The following is an 18668-nucleotide window of genomic DNA, read 5'->3' as shown; positions in this document are numbered from 1 at the left end:
AAGTGGTAAGCGGCCGATTCTCTCTATCTTCCATATAAACAATCGCCAATATTCGTGAACTAGCTATCATTGTAGCGAATTGGCGCAAGTGAAGTCAACCAATACACTGCTGCTAAAAAGTGCTTGCGGCAGACACAGCTACTCATACTTTATCAGATGATCAGGCTGTATTACGCTGTGAATCGTGACGATTTTTCAACACATCTGAAAACCCAGCCGACCACTTACCAGCCGAAAATCACGTCGAGCACCGGCGCAGTGGAACCCCCGGGGTAAATGACGTACAGCAGTGTGTACACAGTGACACCGGTGATGGCGGAACCGAACCAGACGATGGACGTCCACGGACCGATTCGCTTGTGCTTGGCGAATTGCTTCTTGTAGCCGTAATACAGCGTAACCAGGCCCATCACCCCGCCTACCGTTGCAAGAACGATGTGGAACAGGAGGAAGATCTGATAAAAGACGCGCACATTGTCCGGACCGCCAAACAGCGTATTGCCGACGAACAGGGTCCGCGACAAATACGTAAGGAAAAACACCGTGGCAAAAACAGCGGCCCACTTCATTACTCTCATGTGGGTCTCCACTTTTCTCTGGCTGATGTAATACCAGCCGAACGCCACCAGAATACCGCTCATGGCAATAAACGACGTACTAATTGTAGGCAAAATGATTGACATTCTATCACACCTCAATCTCCATCACAAATTCTCTACGCCTGTTTCAGGCTCTGTTTTTACTGTCCGCCATGGCCGGCGCCAGCACCCCCGCTTGCGGAAGCTCCGGCTGCTGATCCATCGGCAAGTCGGTTTGTCTTTCATTCTGGTACCAGTGGTAAAAGACGTAAGCCAAAATGGAACCGTACACAAACTCTTGGATCAGCTTCATCAGGATACCGCCCAGGCGCTGATCGACAAGAGCCGTGTGTCCGGCCAACACTTCCGGCACTTGGCTGTAGGTGCTGTACAACAGGTCGTTGGCAAAGATAATGAGAGCGCATGCCGGAGTAATCAGCACCCCGTTGGCGAAGATGTAGGCAACCTTGCGCAAACCGGCCAGCTGTCCCACCTCCGAAATCGGGCTGACGATCGGCCACCACATCATAAAGGCGGCGATGATCAAAACCATGTGGTAAACGGACATCCAAACGTGGTTCTCGGCAGCCGCATCAAAGATAAACGGGATATGATAGAACGAGAACAGCGCGTTGAACGTCAACGCAGCGATTACCGGCTGTGTAAAGGCCCGCAGCAGTTTTTTCATGAAAACGGGACGGAATACGAAGTGCAGGAACCACTCCGGCAGCCCGATCAGGATCATCGGGGGCACGATGAAATACAGCAGAGACTGCTGAAACATGTGAGCACTAAACAGGTATTCGTGTCCATAATAGTTGATCGGACTGCCCTGAGCCGCGTAGAAGAAAACCAACGCCAGCACAAACACGGCTTTCTGTTTGCCGCTCACGGGAGCTGCATTGGCAAATCGCGAACGCCACGGACCGGTAAGAAGAAAGTACAAAACAGCCAGGAGCAGCGTAAAGAGCAGCACATCCGGGCTCCACATGTCAAAAAACGAATTGAACCCCGTATCGACCGGGCTGTGATGGTTGTGATGTTGATGCATGAGATTCATTTCCTCCTTTCGCAGTTTGAAAGGGCGTCTACCTATACCATCTCCATTATACAAGCGGTTTCATACAATCTCCTAATGCAAAAACTAACAAACTGTGACAAACCAAAAAACACCATCACCCAAGCTGCGGTGATGGCGGATTCTCAGCTCCATTCGCGGTTTTCAGCAAAATGACATGCACCTTGCCCGGACCGTGCACACCAAAGGCCAAATCCATTTCGATGTCACCGGTTCGGCTCGGTCCTGTAATAAAATTGATACAAGCGGGCACATCCTCTTTCTCTTTCATTCGCTGCTGAACATAGGCGGCTCCCTCCGTCAATCGGGGAAGGATGCTGCTCTCCTGCAGAATCACTACATATACAGGGGGAAGCAGGCTGACCAATCGCCCTCTGCCACCGCCGTTAAACAACACAACCGTTCCTGTCTCCGACAGCCCTGCATCGGCAAAGGTGATCCCGATGTCCGCTCTTGCTGCAAAAGAACGCAGGTCCGCTTCATCGCCCGCTACCTGCCAGGCCCGGTGCTCCACCTGCTGTTCCGTCAGCAATTTTGGCACATGCAAGTCAAAGAGCCGCGGATCATCCCAATAAACGGCTGACTTGACTTGAAATTGATGCAGCATGCTGCCAAACACGTCGGGAAACATATCGGCCGGGACTCGGTCCACTTCCGTTCTCAATTCTTTCAGAGATGCGATAAACTGCTGAATCAATTCTTCCTGATCAAGCCCCTGATGAAGCCGTTCATACGGCTTTTGTTCCCAGGCGGGCGGCTTGATCCCAAAACGGCGAGGACGTCCCAGCTTGCTTGCAATCTGATTGAGAAAATCCTCCTGCTGCAACGCACTCCTCATGGTGTTTTCCGCTCCTCTCTTTCCTTCCACCATTCACGAAACGACTGCTTCGCCGGCTGCGGCAAATCTCTAACCTCCGTCCAACCTTCCAACGGCCCAGGACCGCTCGAGATAAAACCGTCTTTGGCGAACAGCCCCGTCCCTTGATGAGCCATTTTTACGGCTGTTTGGTAGGCGGCCGGATGGCTGGTCAAAAATCCGAATCCTTTAAACGCCAGCTTTTCCGCCCAAGAAGCATGTCCTTGCTCCACTTCATCCTTCCGGTGTTCAATCAACAGGTCATGAAGTGGGATTTTTACCGGGCAGACCTCGGTGCATGCCCCACACAAGCTGGAGGCATAGGGCAGCTCTCTCCACTCCTCATACCCTTCCAGCAAAGGGGTAAGCACAGCGCCAATCGGACCGCTGTAGACGCCGCCATACGCATGGCCGCCAATGTGGCGATACACCGGGCACACATTCAGACAGGCCCCGCAGCGAATGCATTTCAGCACTTCCTGATAAGCGGTGCCAAGAATGTCTGAGCGTCCGTTATCGAGTATGATCAAATGAAACTCCTCCGGTCCGTCCAGATCCTCGGCACGACGCGGACCGTTAATCGCTGTCATGTAAACGCTCAGCTTTTGTCCGGTTGCGCTCCGGGTCAGCATGGAAACGATGATATCCAGCTCCGTCCACGTAGGAACTATGCGCTCCAGTCCCATAATCGCGATATGGACTTTCGGGAGCGTCGTGGTTAAACGCGCATTGCCCTCATTGCTGATCAACACGACCGACCCTGTATCCGCTACGGCAAAATTACAGCCGGAAATACCGATATCCGCTTCCAAAAACTCCTTGCGAAGCTGTTCGCGGGCGAACTGGCACAATTCCGTCGTATCATCTGACAGCTCTCGCTTGGCAACCTCTGAAAACAGTTGTGCGACCTGCGCTCTGGACTTGTGAATCGCAGGTGCAATCAGATGGGAGGGGGTTTCACCGGCAAGCTGAATAATGTACTCGCCAAGATCCGATTCGACGACACGGAATCCCGACTCTTCCAAGTGTTTGTTCAAGTGAATTTCTTCCGAGACCATTGACTTCGATTTAATCAGGGACTTTGCGTTTTTTGCTTTCGCCACCTGCTTGACATAATCGACGGCATCCGCCGCCTCGGCGGCAAAGTAAACGTGCCCGCCATTGTTGCGAACATTTTCTGCCAGCTGCTCCAGATAGCTGTCCAGATATTCAATCGTATGCATGCGGATGGAAGAAGCCAGCTCACGCCATTCCTCGATGTTCCCGAGCGCGTCGGCAGCCTGCATCCGCCCGGAACGAAGACGGTCTTGCGTGAACGGGACGGCCCTCTTCATCTGTTCATCGTGAAGCGCTTTTTCCACCCGATCAGAAAACGCAGTTGACGGCGCGCTCATGATTTCCCTCCCTTCGCCAGAACCTCAGCGACGTGCATCACTTGAATTTCCTTGCCCATTCGGCGCATACGTCCGGCAATATTCATCAAACAGCCCATATCGGATCCAAGCAGGAGATTTGCTCCGGTCGATTCGATATGCCCTACCTTCTCATCCACCATCGCCTGGGATATTTCGCTCATCTTGACCGCAAAGGTTCCGCCAAATCCACAACAGTCCTGCGCATATGGCAGTTCCTGCAGCTCCAGCCCTTCAATCTGGGAAATCAGCTTGGTCGGCTCTTCTTTGATTCCCAGTCCTCTCCTCATGTGACAGGAATGGTGATACGTACAGGTTCCCGCCCATTTGGCCGGCACGTGATCTACACCCAGCACATGTGTCAAAAACTCGGAAAATTCATAGGTTTTGGCAGCCAAGGCCTGTGCCTTGCCGTGCCATTCCGGATCATCCTTAAACATCTCGGGATAATAGTGACGGATCATCGCGACACAGGAGCCGGAAGGACCTACTACATATTGACTCGCTTCAAACTGCCTGATCATGTGTTTCGCCGCTTCCCTGGCTTCCCGGTGATAGCCGCTGTTGTAAGCCGGCTGGCCGCAGCAGGTTTGTCCCGGCGGGAAATCAACCTCAACACCAAATCGTTCCAATATCTCTACGACGCTCTTGCCTACCTCCGGAAAAAACACATCGGACAAACAGGTGATAAACAACGATGCTTTCATGGCGCTCGTCCCTCTCTGCAATAAAAAGGAGAGTCGTATCGTGATACGCACCCTCCCTTTCCCTCGTTATTTTTTTTCGATCTGATCAAAATAGGTCGGGTTGTATTTTTCCAGTACAGCCTTCAGCTTCTCCAGATCAATTCCTTGATTTTTGGCTGCTTCCTTGTTTACCGCCAAACGCAGCTCTTTCGGGAATTGAACAGGCATATCTCCCGCTTTTGCTTCCCCTTTTAATACTTTTACCGCCATCAGGCCGGTTTCGTAGCCCAGTTCCTTATAGTCGATGCCAAAGCCGGCAAAACCGCCGTTGCGAACAGAATCCATCTCACCTACGAACATCGGCAATTTATTGTCCTGCGCTACCTTTACAATCGATTTCAACGCAGCTACGGCTGTATTGTCTTTCGGAATGTACAACGCATCGACTCGTCCGATCAACGATTCGGCCGCCTGCTTCACTTCCGTCGCATTGCTGGCGTTTACTTCAACAGGTTCCAGGCCATTTTCGGCAAGGGCTTTTTTTGCATTCTCCACGTTCACTACCGAGTTGGCTTCACCGGAATTGTAGATGATTCCTACTTTTTTCGACTCTGGGAAAAACTCTTTGATGGAACGGATCGAACTCTTGATGGATTCAGGATGGGTATCAGAGGTGCCTGTTACGTTTTTGCCCGGCTTTTCCAGATTGTCCACCAGCTTTGCCTTGAGAGGATCGGTAATCGCGGTAAAAAAGACCGGAATATCCGTTCCTTCCGTCGCCTTTACAATCGACTGCGCACTCGGGGTGGAAATGGCCAGAATCGCATCCTTCTTGTCACTGACAAACTTCTGAGCGATTGAGGTAACCGTACTTGGGTCCCCTTGAGCAGATTGGAAGTCGATTTCGATGTTTTTTCCGTCTTCAAATCCATTATCCTTCAATGCCGCAATAAATCCTTCACGAGACGCATCGAGGGCTGAGTGTTCAATAATTTGCGTAATCCCAATCTTTAACTTTTTCTCTGCATTGCTGCCGGTTTGCTGTGCTGATCCGGAAGATGCTTGCTCTGCCGCTGGTTGATTGCCGCATGCCGCCAAGAACAAACAAAGCATGAGCGCCAGCCCTTTTGCCAAATGTTTTCCACGTTTCATTTTCCATTCCCCTTTTCTTTTCCTCTTCTCTATTTTTAAAAAATTTTACCCGGATTCAAAATTCCATTCGGGTCCAGCAGCTCTTTGATTGCAAGCATGACGTCGAACGCTTCCCCGTGTTCCGCCCGTTGATATTTCCGTTTCCCGATACCTACTCCGTGTTCGCCGGTACAGGTTCCCCCCCGGCTAAGCGCATAGGTGACGATCTGGTTGTTTACCTCGTCGGCACGCTGCAAATCCAACGGGTTGTTCGGATCGATCATCACCAGCGTATGAAAATTGCCGTCGCCTACATGACCGACAATCGCGCCTGTCATCCCGGATGCATCGATCGCCCGGTGTGCTTCTCGGATCGCGCCGGCAAGCTCGGAGATCGGGAGACAAACATCCGTGGACATCATTTTCCTGCCCGGATACCCGTGCAAAAAGGCATACGCCAGGTTGTGACGGGCTTTCCATAACTCTGCGCGCTTTTTTGAATCGGTTTCAGACTCAAACGCAGCACATCCTGCGGTCATGGCAAGTTCTCTGGCAAATTGCATATCGTGAAGGAGTCCGTCTTCGTTTCCGTGAAATTCCAAAAAAAGCGTCGGCTTTTCGGGAAAAGCAGTGGAAGCGTATTGATTCACTTGTTTCATCGCACGATCATCGACAAGTTCCATTCTCGCTACCGGGATCCCTGCCGACAAAATGGAGACGGCGGCGTTCACCGCATCCTCAATGCCGGGAAAGCTGGCTTTTACCACAGCAGTTGCTTCCGGAATGCCATACACGCGAAGCGTCAGCTCGGTAAACACTCCCAACGTTCCCTCCGAACCTGCAAACAGGCCGGTGAGATGATAGCCGGAAGAGGATTTGGCGGCCATGCCTCCCGTGTGAATCACTCTCCCGTCCGCCAATACGACTTCCAAATCCCTAATCTGGTCACGCATCACTCCATACCGAACGGATGTGGTGCCGCTGGCATTGGTAGACGCCATTCCACCCAGTGTGGCATCCGCCCCCGGATCAACAGAAAAAAACAGTCCGTATTTCTTCAATTCATTGTTCAATTGGGTTCTGGTTACTCCCGGTTGAACTCTTACCAAAAAATCATTGGGCCGAACCTCCACAATGCGATTCATGAACTGGAAGTCAATCGAGATACCGCCATGGATCGGGATCGCGTGACCTTCCAGGCTGGAGCCGACCCCAAACGGCACCACTGGAATGCGGTGCTCGTTGGCAAATCGCAAGACTGCGCTTACTTCCTGTGTGCTGACAGGAAATACGACTACGTCGGGGAGATGGGGCGTATGGTACGATTCATCCTTGCTGTGGTGCTCAAGAACAGTGATGTTCGTGCTTACCCGATCCTCCGCTATCAGCTTTTTCAGTGCTTCTGCCACATTCATGGTTCGATCCTCCTCCCCCCTTTTCTTTCGTTACGCCAGCATGATCCGGTCGCTGGCCAGTTTTTCACCGCGCAAACGTTCGAACTCCTGCAGCAGCCGCTCGATCGTCAGCTGTTTCTTCTCCTCTTCGGCAATATCGAGAATAATTCGGCCTTTGTCCATCATGATCAACCGGTTTCCCAATTCCAAAGCTTGCTGCATGTTATGGGTTACCATCAGCGTAGTCAATTTTGAACGTTCCACGATTTCTTTCGTCAACTGCGTGATCAACTGGGCGCGCGCCGGATCCAGTGCTGCGGTATGCTCGTCCAAAAGCAAAACCTTCGGCTGGGTAAACGTGGCCATGAGCAAGCTTAGTGCCTGCCTTTCACCGCCGGAGAGAAGCCCCACCTTTGCCGTTAAGCGATTTTCCAGACCGAGATGCAGGGTCGCGAGCGATTCGCGAAAAAATTCTCTCCTCTGCCGATTTACCCCCTTGCGCAGCCCGCGTTTTTTGTCCCGTGAGAAGGCCAACGCCAAATTTTCCTCGATGGTCATGGTTGGCGCCGTACCGGCCATTGGATCTTGAAAGACCCGGCCAATCATGGGGGCCCGCTGGTGTTCCAGGAACCCGTTCACAACCCGGCCATCGATTTCAATGATTCCAGTGTCCGGCAGAAACACGCCCGAAATCATATTCATCAACGTCGATTTGCCTGCGCCATTGCTTCCGATGACGGTTACAAAATCTCCCGGTTTCAAAAACAGGTTAAGATCGGCGAGGGCATGTTTCTCATCCACTTTGCCGCGATTAAATATTTTGCTGACCTGTTTAACCTTTAACATGATGATCACCTCTTACCGCGTCCGCTGTGCTTTCCCCTGCAGATGTAAGGAATTTCGCCCGTTCACGTTTTTCTTTCCAGGATTCTATGAGTCGCGGTGAGATCAGCGCTCCCATGACAATCAAGGCCGTGACCAATTTCATATCGGACGGGTCGAGACCGACTCGCAAGGAAAGCGCCACGATAATCCGATAGACAATCGCGCCGCCGATTACGGCCAAAGTGGCTCTGCGAATGGTCGAATGGCCAAAAATCGCTTCCCCGATAATAACGGAGGCCAATCCGATAATGATCATTCCAATCCCCATCGAAACATCGGCAAAACCTTGGTATTGTGCGATTAACGCTCCGGATAAGGCAACGAGACCGTTGGAGAGGCTCAATCCAAGGATCTTCGTGTGATCCGTATTGGCGGAGAAACTTCGAATCATCTTTTCGTTGTCGCCAGTCGCCCGCATCGCCAGCCCGATTTCGGTGTCAAGAAACCAGTTGAGCGCCCATTTCCCGATCAGCACAATGATCGCCATGGCGACTACGATGCTGAAATGTTCTCCAAAAGAAAAAAGCTCTTCAGACCAACCGGCGATTTGGGTAAACAGCGTCTCTTCCCCCAGAAGAGGGACATTCGCCTTGCCCATAATTCGCAAATTGATGGAGTACAAGGCGATCATCGATAAGATACCGGAGAGCAGCGCGTTAATTTTCCCCTTTGTATGTAAAATTCCGGTTAGGCTTCCGGTCAGACAGCCGAGCAGCATCGCTGCCACGGTCGCAAGCAGGGGTTGGTAGCCGGATGCAATCATCGTTGCTGCCAGGGCTCCGCCGGTCGTAAAACTTCCGTCCACGGTTAAATCAGGAAAATCGAGAATTCGAAATGTCAAATAGACTCCCAAGGCCATTAATGCGAAAATAATCCCTGACTCTAAAGAACCAACCAGTGCGGTACCCATTCTCTCTCCCCTTTTTATAAATCTAATCATAATTTTTCAATAACAATAATTATATAGGGAATTCTGAATGATGTAAATTTATATCCATACATAAAAAAAGAGGCTATCCCAAAACGTTTGGGATATGCCCCCTATTTTTTCATACAAGTATTCTTTTTGGGTGTCGAAAAGGTAGTCTTATCTACTTTCGGGACACCCTCTTTTTCCCGATCTTAGACCCATACCCAGTAAATAAATACGAATACGGTAACCAACACGATGAAAGCCCCGGAGAAGATACCCACGCGCGGAAATTCGTGTCCTTTTTGGTCCAGGTGCATCCATACAAACAGTTGGAAGGCTGCCTGAACCACGGCCAATCCGATGATAAAGGGAACCGTGAAGCCAATCGGAATGACCTCATAGGCTACCGCCAAAAACGCCAGAGCAGTGAGCACGAGGGAAACGACGAAAGCGACGATATGAACCTTTGGACCGTCTTTTTTCACTTTCGGCTTGCGTACATTTTCATTGTGTGAATGTGCTCCCATTAATGCCCCACCTTTCCACCGATCATACCCATCAGGTATACCACGGTAAAGATGAATACCCACACGACGTCAACAAAGTGCCAGTACAGGCTGGCTACGTAAAACTTCGGAGCTGTAACTACAGTCAGGCCTTTCTTCACAGCTTGCATCATGAGGATCGAGATCCAGAGAACCCCGAACAACACGTGACCACCGTGAAAACCTACCAGCGTATAGAATGCGGAACCGAAGGCACTGGAGGAAATTTTATGACCTTCATGCACATAGTGCACGAACTCGTAAATCTCCAAGCCCAAAAAGCCAATGCCCAGCAGGACGGTAATGCCGAACCACAGCTGCATTTTAGCCAGATTGTGTTTGTGCATCGCGAGGATACCCAGAACACTGGTCAAGGAACTGGTCAACAGCAATACGGTTGCCCAGGCCACAAGCTGCATGTCAAACAACTGCTGAGAGGTCGGGCCACCGTTTGTCTGATCGCGCAGGGCCAGGAAGGTGGCGAACAAGGTTCCGAAGAGAACGGTTTCCCCGCCCAGGAAGAGCCAAAAACCGAGAATTTTATTCTTTCCTTCAAGGGTGGCTTTTTCCGGTTCGTCAGGCAGAACCGCATGTGCGTGATGAGTAGCCATTAAGCCTTAACCCCCTTCTCCTCAATTTCCTCTGGTTCAATGTGATAGCCGTGATCATCCTTGAGCGAACGCAGCAGCATGCAGAAAAGCGTAATCCCCAGACCGATCACGGACACCAGATAGACGTGATACATGAAGCCATAACCGGCAATGAACAAGCCGACAGACATTACAAACGGGAGGATCGACGGCGACGGCATGTGAATGGAACCCAGCGGCTCGGCAGGAGTCATCCCCTTGTTGCCTGCCATTTTTTCAACCCACAAGGCATCCAGTCCACGTACCAGCGGAGTTTGTGCAAAGTTGTACTCTGGCGGCGGAGAAGGAATGGACCACTCCAGTGTGCGTGCATCCCACGGATCGGCAGGAGCGCGCTTGCCGCTCTTCGCAGTCACCACTACGTTCACCAGGAACAGAATGGTACTGATCGTCATTCCGAATACACCAATGGTACTGATAAAGTTACCCAAATCCAGGTTTTGATCCTTCAGGTAGGTGAATACGCGGCGAGGCATACCCATCAGACCCAGGAAGTGCTGCGGGAAGAAGGTCAGGTGGAACCCGATGAAGAAGGTCCAGAAGCCCCACTTACCGAGCGTTTCATTCAGCATTTTACCGAACATTTTTGGCCACCAGTAGAAGAGGCCGGCAAACAGACCGAATACCAGACCCCCTACGATTACGTAGTGGAAGTGCGCTACGACGAAGTAGCTGTCATGATACTGATAGTCTGCTGGCGGAACCGCGAGCATAACCCCGGTCATACCGCCGATAACGAAAGTCGGAATGAAACCTACTGCCCACAGGTTGGCGGTAGTGAAGCGAATTTGACCGCCCCACATCGTGAACAGCCAGTTGAAGATCTTGATACCGGTAGGCACCGCAATCAACATGGTCGCGATACCAAACAGTGTGTTGGCGATTGGACCCATACCCGCTGTAAACATGTGGTGAGCCCACACCATGAAGCCCAGGAACGCGATCAGTACGGTTGCAAACACCATGGAACTGTAACCGAACAGACGCTTCTTGGAGAAAGTGGAAACAATCTCAGAGATAATACCGAACGCTGGAAGAATCAAAATGTACACTTCCGGGTGACCGAAGATCCAGAAGATGTGCTGCCAGATAATCACGTTACCGCCGGCATCCGGGTTGAAGAAGTTCCCGCCGAACAAGCGGTCAAACATCAAAAGAACCAGACCAACTGTAATCGCTGGGAATGCGAACAGAATCAGAGCGGACGTAACGAAAGACGTCCAGGTGAACATCGGCATGCGCATGAAGGTCATGCCTGGCGCTCGCATGTTGATGATGGTTACCAGGAAGTTGATACCACCGATCAGCGTACCGATACCGGCAATCTGCAGACCCAGTACGTAGAAGTCTACACCGATACCGGAGTACTTGTTGGATGCCAGCGTAACATAGGATGTCCAACCGGCATCAGGAGCACCGCCCATGAACCAACTGGTGTTCAGGAGCACGCCTCCGAAGAAAAAGAGCCAGAAGCCGAGTGCGTTTACAAACGGGAACGCAACGTCGCGTGCACCGATTTGAAGCGGAACAACCGCGTTCATCAAGGCAAAGATGATCGGCATGACTGCAAGGAAGATCATCGTGGTACCGTGCATGGTGATCAATTCGTTAAACGTCTGAGCACCGACAAAGGAACTTTCCGGATACATTAACTGCAAGCGAATCAATAGGGCCTCGAGACCGCCAGCGAGGAAGAAAAGAGCGCCGGCAATCAGATAGAGAATCCCAATTTTCTTATGGTCCACTGTTGTGAGCCAATCCCACAGCCCTGATCGCTTGTGTGCGTGAGATGCATGAGCAGACACGGTTTTACCTCCCTTTTAATAGCATCACATGGTTGCAAAGACTTTTACTTTTTCACGCTGAGAGTGGATATGTACTCCACCAGCGCGTTGACTTGATCATCAGTGAGGTTCAGGTTTGGCATGTTGTTGCCCGGTTTAATCTTTTGCGGGTCTTTCAGCCATGCTGCCAATTCCTCGGCATTATTCGGACGGATACCTGCCACTTTTTGACGGTCAGCGAAGTTGGTCAGGTTTGGACCCAACTTACCGCCTTCACCGGCAACTGCGTGGCAACCTAAACAGCTTTTCTTGAAGATCTCTTGACCTTTTGCCGCAGCAGATGCAGCAGCAGGTTGAGCCTGTACTTCCTTCATTTTCTTGGCCCAAGCGTCAAACTCTTCCGGAGTGACTGCTTCCACTTTGAAGTCCATCAAAGCGTGGGAAGCGCCGCACAGCTCCGCGCACTTACCGTAGTAGATGCCTGGTTTGTCGGCTTGAAGCCACATTTTGTTGTCCAGACCAGGGTTGGTGTCAATCTTACCGCCCAGGGCCGGGATCCAGAAAGAGTGCATAACATCAGCCGATGTTACGTCAAATTGAATCTTTTTACCTGCTGGGATGACCAGGTCTTGCGCAGTTGCCACGCCGAGATCCGGGTATTCAAACTCCCACCAGAATTGGTGTGCGATTACTTTTACTTGCAGGGCCTCTTTGTTGTCGTACTCTTTGTGAAGAGTAAATCCTGTCGTAACGGTTGGAACAGCCAACACGATCAAGAGAAGGAACGGAATAACCGTCCACAAGATTTCAAGTTTGTGGCTTCCTTCCACTTGTTTCGGAATGCCGTCTTGTCCTGGACGTTTACGATAACGGATGAGGACATACGTAAAGATCAAGATAACCACTACAAAGACGCTGATCATGATCGAGAAGGACAGCTTCATCAGATCGAACTGCATCTCTGCAACCGGACCTTGTGGCTGCAAAGCGGATAGCTCTTGAATGCCACATCCGGTCAGTACGAGCGTCAGCAAGGCAAACAAAACCAGCTGACGCCAGATTTGCCAACTCTTCATACAAAAGAACCCCTCTTTCTTTCTTGTTGTAAACGTTCCGCCTGCAACTCGCAGTCAGAAGTCTATTTATACTCCTTCATTTCACCAAAATTGGCCCCTTCTGTTTACTTTCCATCCTATATCATACCCAAATGGGAAAAGTAATCGCAACCACTCTATTTTGGCAAAATAAAAGAGTAAGGGTTAAAGATGATACTCCTACCCTCAGATAATAACTACTTAAGTATACATAAAATAAACCGCAAGTCACATCGTAATTTGTTATAATTCTGTTAACAATTTTATGAACATTATTTGGTATCTATCGATCGGGAATAGAAAGGTGGACTCATTACGGACAAGCGGCTTGCTTTCATCACCGGAACATCGAGCGGCTTCGGTTTGCACGCGTCCGTCGCGCTGGCGAAGCGCGGTTTTTTCGTCATCGCCACCATGCGTGACCGGCAAAAACAGGCCCCCCTGTTCACCATGGCCGAACAGGAAGGCGTGGCGGACCGCATTGAGGTTGTCTTGCTTGACGTCACTGACCCGCAGACGATTACGGAAGCGGTCAATCAAACGGTTGAGCGGTACGGACGGATCGATCTGTTGGTCAACAACGCCGGATACGCAGCAGGCGGCTTTGTTGAAGAACTGCCTCTGGACGAGTGGCGGCAGCAGTTTGAGACCAACTTTTTCGGTTTGGTTGAAGTCACGCGGGCAGTTCTGCCCCATATGCGCAGCCGTCGCAGCGGCACGATCATCAACATCAGCAGTATCAGCGGCCGGATGGGTTTTCCCGGGCTCGCTCCCTACTCTGCTTCCAAGCATGCGGTGGAAGGATTCAGTGAATCGCTTCGCCTCGAGATGCTGCCCCACGGCATCCACGTCGTGCTGATTGAACCCGGTTCATACCGGACGGACATCTGGAAAAAGGGGCTTGCTCACTTAGAAGAACGCCCCGCTTCACCTTACCGTGAACAGATGATACGGATAGCGGCCATGACCGAACAGATTATGAACAAGGCACCGGAGCCGGACGAAGTGATTGCCGCCATCGTAAAGGCAGCAATCTCGCAACGTCCGCGGCTGCGCTACCCGGTGGGCAGCGGTGTGCGGCTCAGTGTGCTGGCCAAGGAACTGCTTCCCTGGGGATGGGTGGAACGAATCATTCGCAAACGGCTGGGCTCCGCTTTTTCACAGAGCGACTGAATGTTCTCCCGCCTTTCGCTGTGCGTCCCTGTTTCCCGCATGCGAGACGTAGCTGTGCAAGATCATCCCCACAATCACCAGCAGCATGCCAAGGGACGACCAGAGGGCAGGCAAAGGAGCCGACAACAGCAGCATCTCCAACAGAACCGTGAACACCACTGCACCTGCCTGGGTCGCTTCGACGGCCGCCAACTGCGATGCGTTCCCTTTCGTAAGGTCTGTGGCGGAGAAAAACAGCACGGTGGCCACAAGACCCGAAGTGATGGCTACGACGAGTGCCTGCAGCGCCTGATTGCCGCTGGGCATCCCAACCGTGGCCAGGCCGTACACCGAAAGCAGCAGCCAGAATGGCAAACTTGCCAGTGTCATGCCGAGAACCCGCTGGTATACATCCATGCGCCCCTGTGTTACGGCCATCATTTGGCGGTTCCCCAACGGATAGGCAAACGCCGCGACAACTACGGGGCCGATGCCGAGCAGCAGTTCACGAACCGTCAGCACCTCCGCTTGCTGCAGCTGCATAATCGCGACCCCAGCAAGGATGAGAAGCGACATGGAGAGTCCTTTGTACGGAATTTTCTGGCCGAAAAAAGGGACGAGTAGCGATCCGGCGATAATGGTAATCTGCCATGTGCCCGCAATCAGCCAGCCCGGCCCATACGCAGCAGCGAAGCTGAGGGAAGAGTAAAACAGCCCAAATCCGACCGTGCTCCAACCGATCCACGTCCAGGGTCTGGCACGCATTTCATGCAGCAGCGGAACGAGATTGCCCCGGTAAGCAACGATGGCCAGAAGGAACGGAACCATGAACAGGTAACGAAGCGAGGAACTCCAGATCCAGCTTCCTCCCCCCAGATCCATAGCCCGATTCAAGACAAAGGTAAAGGCAAAAAAGAACGAGGCGAAAATCCCCAACACGATAGCGCGCATAACGGTCTCCTTGTTTCAAAAGTGTCGTACAGAAGGCTGGATGTCAAAAATGAGGGATGTACAAATGGCAGACTTTTGTATAAACTGCTAGAATACCCCATATTTTAAATGTACCTACGAAAGAAAGGAGCTGTCTATCTTGAAAGTCGAGTTGGCAGAGCTCTTGCGCAGTATCGAGCAACTGAGAAAACATCTGCACGAACTTGTCAAAGATAGAAGCTTTACCGATCCTGTCGTCCTTCAGGCAAGCCACAGGCTGGATGAGGTGCTCAATCAGTACGAACGGTTGAGTCGTCAAAAGTAGCCTCCCCCGCGCAATTCCTTTCTATCTGTAGAATATCCTCCCCTTTTTTCGTTGTCAAAGACTCTCTCCGTCTGCAGTTGGATTCCCGGTCAATCCCTCGGCTGTTTTAGCAAGATCGTCAACGGGTATATACTGGAACCAGGAAATCACACTAGACATAAAGTGAGGGACTTTCTCTTATGGAAACCAACAAGTTAATCAAAATCATTACCCATGCCAGTACGTTTTTCGCCCCGTTTCTGGTTCCCATCGCCGTCATGCTGCTCATCAAGGAACAAGATGTCAGGCAGACGGCGGTTCAGGCACTGCTGTTTCACATCGGGATCAGCATTTGCCTGGGAATCTCCTGGGTGCTATCCTTTCTTCTCGTCGGAATCCCGTTTCTCATTCTGTTTGGCATTATGGCTCTTTACTACCCGATCAAGGGAATTGTGTATGCCATTTCAGACAAATCCTTCCACTATCCGCTGATGCGCTCACTTTCATAAGAAAACCACCCGGCATGAGCTATCCTCGACCCACTCGGCGTTAGCTATCGCTGTGCCGAGTGGGGTCCCTTTCTTCGCCGGGCGGGGCCCCGAACACTTTCCTAGCGGCTGTATGGGATGTCCCAATGTTATAAATTCAAAAAGCGGGAGGCTTACGCAGCCTCCCGCTCTGTTCGCCGCGGATACCATAGAGTTGCGGCGAGACTGACGACCACCAGCACCGCCAGCACCAAGAACACCTGATGAAGACCTGAGGCCAGCGCCTCCCGCAGCGCATGCAACACCTCCGGCGCCAGCAGCTGTGCCTCCTCCGGATTTAATACCTGGTTCACATCTTCACCCTGCAGTTCATTCGCAACCGTCAGCGAACGGTTGAACAGGGTACCGAAGGCGGCGATCCCCAGTGTTTGTCCGAGGGTGCGAATAAAGGTGTTGGTCGCCATGGCCGTCCCGCGCAGGTTCCAATCGACCGCAGAAAGCACGGCTCCGGTAAAGGACGTAAAGGTGAAGCCAAACCCCAGACCAACCAGAAACATCATGACAAACAGCGACCAATGCGGCGTATTGACTGTGATGACAGCCAGCCAGAACCCGCTGATCACCAGCATGGTCAGACCAATCAGGGAAGTCGTTCGGATCCCGATTCGGGCGAGCAGACGTCCACTCACCGCGGCCCCCAGCGGCCAGCCGATGGCCATCGGGATCATCGTCACCCCGGAGCCCGTTGCCCCTTGTCCGTACACTCCCTGAATCCACAGAGGAATGTAAAAAGAAATGGCTACCAACACGGCTGCCAGCAAGAACCCGGCCAGATTGGCGACGAAGATGGGGCGAATGACGAACAGTTTCAGCGGCAGCATTGGCTCCGGCGACTTGGCCTCAATGTACAAAAATGATGCCAATCCTGTCAGCGCCGCCGCCAGCATCCCCAAAATCAAGGGAGAATTCCACGGGTGTGTCGTCCCTCCGCTCAAAATCGCGTACAGCAGCGCTGACATGCTGACAGTAAAGGTGAATACACCCGGGTAATCGATGTACTTCCGCTTTTTCTCCAAATGTTCGTGCAAAAACTTCCAGATGAGGACAATCGACACGATCCCGAACGGAAGGTTCATGTAGAAAATCCAGTGCCACGACACGTAGTCGACGAGAAACCCGCCTGTCAATGGACCGAGAATGCCTGATATTCCCCAGATGCCGCTCATCCAGCCTTGCACTTTTCCCCGCTCTTCAAACGGGTAGATATCGCCAATGATGGTATAGGTAATGGTAATGATCGACCCTGCACCCAGTCCCTGAAAGGCACGGAACCAGATCAACTGTTCCATCGTCTGCGCCAGTCCGGAGAGCATCGACCCAATCAAAAACAGGGTGGTTCCAACATTGAACACGACTTTTCTCCCGAACAAGTCGGCCAGTTTGCCATAGATCGGGGTGGAGACCGCGGACGTCAGCAGGTAGACGGAAACCACCCAGCTGATCAGGTGAAGTCCCCCCAACTCACTGACGATGGTGGGCATCGCCGTACTCACGATCGTTCCTTCGATGGCCGCCAGGAAGGTGGCAATCATGACGGCAATCGTCACGTTTCGTTTATTAGCGTTTTGCTGCATGTGATTTGTCCTCCAGACTCCCCAAGAAAAAATTCCACTCTCTTTTATTTACGGTATTTCTCTCGCTGGAAAAAGTCAATGTCTCTCGCACGAACCCACGCGACGATCAGCAGCACTAGCGGTATCCCTGCATTCTTCTTCACCTGTAATAAATCGGCAACGCCCTTCACCGCGGCATAAAAAAACAGCGCGATTTTGAAAAAACCGCCGATGATTAAGCGTCGCCACGGCAATGCTGTCCATTCGTTGAATAAAGCCGCCGACATCGATCTTCCCAACCGTTTTCAACAGCGGAAACGTCGCATTCGCCGCAATATGGGGACCGAGCGGCAATGTCAATCGCTATGGTTTCCACCATTTTTTCCCATACCATCTTCTAGTATTCGCGCAAATAAAAACGCTCCTAGGAAGAGCGTGTGGTTACAACAAGAACTTGAAAAACACTGTCGTCAGAACAGAAGCGATGACAGGGCCCAGGATTGCCCATATTTGCAAAAAGCGCTCCTGCTTTCGCCCCTTTTCCCCTTCGATCAGCTGTGTCAAATGTTCTTTCGCGCTCTTATCGTTCTCCAGCAGCTGAAGAATAATCTCTTTGTTGTCCTGGCTGCTTTGGACTTCCGTTTCCAGATTGCGCTGCAGTTGTTCCGTCGCCAAGCGGCTGTGTTCCAGCTCCACTTGCAGCTTTGCGATCGCCTGCAAAATCAGCGGCTGCGACCTCTCCTCGTTTTCCAGACGCAGTTCAATTTTCTCCAGCCACTTGGCCGCCACCGACCCCTGCTGTTCCAGCTTGTTAATCCGCTCTTCAAACAAATCCAATCGATGATGGATGCGCTGTAATGTTTCGTGAATATAATCATGTTGGTTCGGCGTCATCTGCTGCCTCCCACCTTCTTTGCCGCCTTCCCTACCATAATATGAGCGAGCCGTTTCCATTGCTTGTACCGTTATCCCTACCAAGAGCATCTGCGACATAATGTGCGTTTGCCCAAGAAAATCCACCCGGCATTAGCTAGTTACTCCTGAAAAAATCGTTTTTTGGCAGAAGCATCTCATTGTGGTGAATCTCAGGGGGCTACCGTGTAACTGTATCCGTTAATCGTTGCTTATTTGGCCATTTGGGCTGCTCTTCTGAGGTTATGAGCCCAGATTCCGAA

General features: G+C 51.6%; 20 protein-coding genes. 3 read left to right on the top strand and 17 right to left on the bottom strand.

What is annotated here, in order from left to right; all coding sequences use genetic code 11:
• Positions 1-224: 224 nt before the first annotated feature.
• The 13 genes from ACE99V_RS09370 to coxB form a co-directional block, all read right to left on the bottom strand.
• Positions 225-683, bottom strand: coding sequence for a DUF420 domain-containing protein (locus ACE99V_RS09370; RefSeq protein WP_400490815.1), 459 nt, complete (start codon positions 681-683; stop codon positions 225-227).
• A 43-nt stretch (positions 684-726) separates the two neighbouring features.
• Positions 727-1629 carry a cytochrome c oxidase assembly protein gene (locus tag ACE99V_RS09365; protein WP_400490814.1) on the bottom strand — a complete coding sequence of 301 codons (903 nt, stop codon included), beginning with the start codon at positions 1627-1629 and terminating at the stop codon, positions 727-729.
• Positions 1630-1753: 124 nt separating this feature from the next.
• Complete coding sequence (locus ACE99V_RS09360; protein ID WP_400490813.1) at positions 1754-2494, bottom strand: LutC/YkgG family protein; 741 nt, start codon at positions 2492-2494, stop codon at positions 1754-1756.
• On the bottom strand, positions 2491-3906 hold the full coding sequence (locus ACE99V_RS09355; protein WP_400490812.1) for a LutB/LldF family L-lactate oxidation iron-sulfur protein: 1416 nt from the start codon (positions 3904-3906) through the stop codon (positions 2491-2493). Before ACE99V_RS09355 ends, ACE99V_RS09360 begins: the two co-directional genes overlap by 4 nt.
• Positions 3903-4631 carry a (Fe-S)-binding protein gene (locus ACE99V_RS09350; protein ID WP_400490811.1) on the bottom strand — a complete coding sequence of 243 codons (729 nt, stop codon included), beginning with the start codon at positions 4629-4631 and terminating at the stop codon, positions 3903-3905. Before ACE99V_RS09350 ends, ACE99V_RS09355 begins: the two co-directional genes overlap by 4 nt.
• Before the next feature lie 66 nt (positions 4632-4697).
• On the bottom strand, positions 4698-5762 hold the full coding sequence (locus tag ACE99V_RS09345; protein WP_400490810.1) for an ABC transporter substrate-binding protein: 1065 nt from the start codon (positions 5760-5762) through the stop codon (positions 4698-4700).
• Positions 5763-5797: 35 nt separating this feature from the next.
• Complete coding sequence (locus ACE99V_RS09340) at positions 5798-7156, bottom strand: FAD-binding oxidoreductase (RefSeq protein ID WP_400490809.1); 1359 nt, start codon at positions 7154-7156, stop codon at positions 5798-5800.
• A 30-nt stretch (positions 7157-7186) separates the two neighbouring features.
• Positions 7187-7981, bottom strand: coding sequence for an ABC transporter ATP-binding protein (locus tag ACE99V_RS09335; protein ID WP_400490808.1), 795 nt, complete (start codon positions 7979-7981; stop codon positions 7187-7189).
• A complete protein-coding gene (locus ACE99V_RS09330) occupies positions 7968-8930 on the bottom strand; it encodes an ABC transporter permease (RefSeq protein WP_400490807.1) in 963 nt (320 codons plus the stop codon). The genes ACE99V_RS09335 and ACE99V_RS09330 overlap by 14 nt, the downstream gene beginning before the upstream one ends.
• A 212-nt stretch (positions 8931-9142) precedes the next feature.
• Positions 9143-9460, bottom strand: a complete 318-nt coding sequence (locus ACE99V_RS09325) for a cytochrome C oxidase subunit IV family protein (RefSeq protein ID WP_400490806.1) — start codon at positions 9458-9460, stop codon at positions 9143-9145.
• Positions 9460-10089 (bottom strand): cytochrome (ubi)quinol oxidase subunit III, encoded by a 630-nt coding sequence (locus ACE99V_RS09320; protein ID WP_400490805.1) that lies wholly within the window; start codon positions 10087-10089, stop codon positions 9460-9462. Before ACE99V_RS09320 ends, ACE99V_RS09325 begins: the two co-directional genes overlap by 1 nt.
• On the bottom strand, positions 10089-11933 hold the full coding sequence (gene ctaD / locus ACE99V_RS09315; protein ID WP_400490804.1) for a cytochrome c oxidase subunit I: 1845 nt from the start codon (positions 11931-11933) through the stop codon (positions 10089-10091). Before ctaD ends, ACE99V_RS09320 begins: the two co-directional genes overlap by 1 nt.
• Positions 11934-11977: 44 nt before the next feature.
• A complete protein-coding gene (gene coxB / locus ACE99V_RS09310; RefSeq protein WP_400490803.1) occupies positions 11978-12988 on the bottom strand; it encodes a cytochrome c oxidase subunit II in 1011 nt (336 codons plus the stop codon).
• A 330-nt stretch (positions 12989-13318) separates the two neighbouring features.
• Between coxB and ACE99V_RS09305 the strand changes: the two genes are divergently transcribed.
• A complete protein-coding gene (locus ACE99V_RS09305) occupies positions 13319-14179 on the top strand; it encodes an oxidoreductase (RefSeq protein ID WP_400490859.1) in 861 nt (286 codons plus the stop codon).
• On the opposite strand, the gene ACE99V_RS09300 is transcribed toward ACE99V_RS09305, so the two are convergent.
• On the bottom strand, positions 14165-15109 hold the full coding sequence (locus tag ACE99V_RS09300; protein ID WP_400490802.1) for a DMT family transporter: 945 nt from the start codon (positions 15107-15109) through the stop codon (positions 14165-14167). The genes ACE99V_RS09305 and ACE99V_RS09300 overlap by 15 nt on opposite strands.
• A 139-nt stretch (positions 15110-15248) precedes the next feature.
• On the opposite strand from ACE99V_RS09300, the gene ACE99V_RS09295 reads away from it, so the two are divergent.
• Both ACE99V_RS09295 and ACE99V_RS09290 read left to right on the top strand, forming a co-directional pair.
• On the top strand, positions 15249-15413 hold the full coding sequence (locus ACE99V_RS09295; RefSeq protein ID WP_400490801.1) for a Spo0E family sporulation regulatory protein-aspartic acid phosphatase: 165 nt from the start codon (positions 15249-15251) through the stop codon (positions 15411-15413).
• 179 nt (positions 15414-15592) lie between these two features.
• Entirely contained in the window at positions 15593-15901 is a 309-nt protein-coding gene (locus ACE99V_RS09290; RefSeq protein ID WP_400490800.1) for a magnetosome magnetite crystal formation protein family, read from the top strand.
• A 152-nt stretch (positions 15902-16053) separates the two neighbouring features.
• Here the strand turns inward: ACE99V_RS09290 and ACE99V_RS09285 are convergent, their stop codons facing one another.
• The 3 genes from ACE99V_RS09285 to ACE99V_RS09275 form a co-directional block, all read right to left on the bottom strand.
• Entirely contained in the window at positions 16054-17514 is a 1461-nt protein-coding gene (locus ACE99V_RS09285; RefSeq protein ID WP_400490799.1) for an MDR family MFS transporter, read from the bottom strand.
• Between the two features lie 44 nt (positions 17515-17558).
• The gene (locus ACE99V_RS09280; protein WP_400490798.1) at positions 17559-17780 is read right to left on the bottom strand and encodes a hypothetical protein; all 222 of its coding nucleotides are present in this window, start codon (positions 17778-17780) and stop codon (positions 17559-17561) included.
• A 154-nt stretch (positions 17781-17934) separates the two neighbouring features.
• Positions 17935-18387 carry a hypothetical protein gene (locus tag ACE99V_RS09275; RefSeq protein WP_400490797.1) on the bottom strand — a complete coding sequence of 151 codons (453 nt, stop codon included), beginning with the start codon at positions 18385-18387 and terminating at the stop codon, positions 17935-17937.
• Positions 18388-18668: the final 281 nt, after the last annotated feature.

Origin of the sequence: Brevibacillus soli, from assembly GCF_044759095.2 — a bacterium.
Lineage (GTDB): Bacteria > Bacillota > Bacilli > Brevibacillales > Brevibacillaceae > JBIYSM02.
This window is presented reverse-complemented; position numbering and strand designations above follow the sequence as displayed.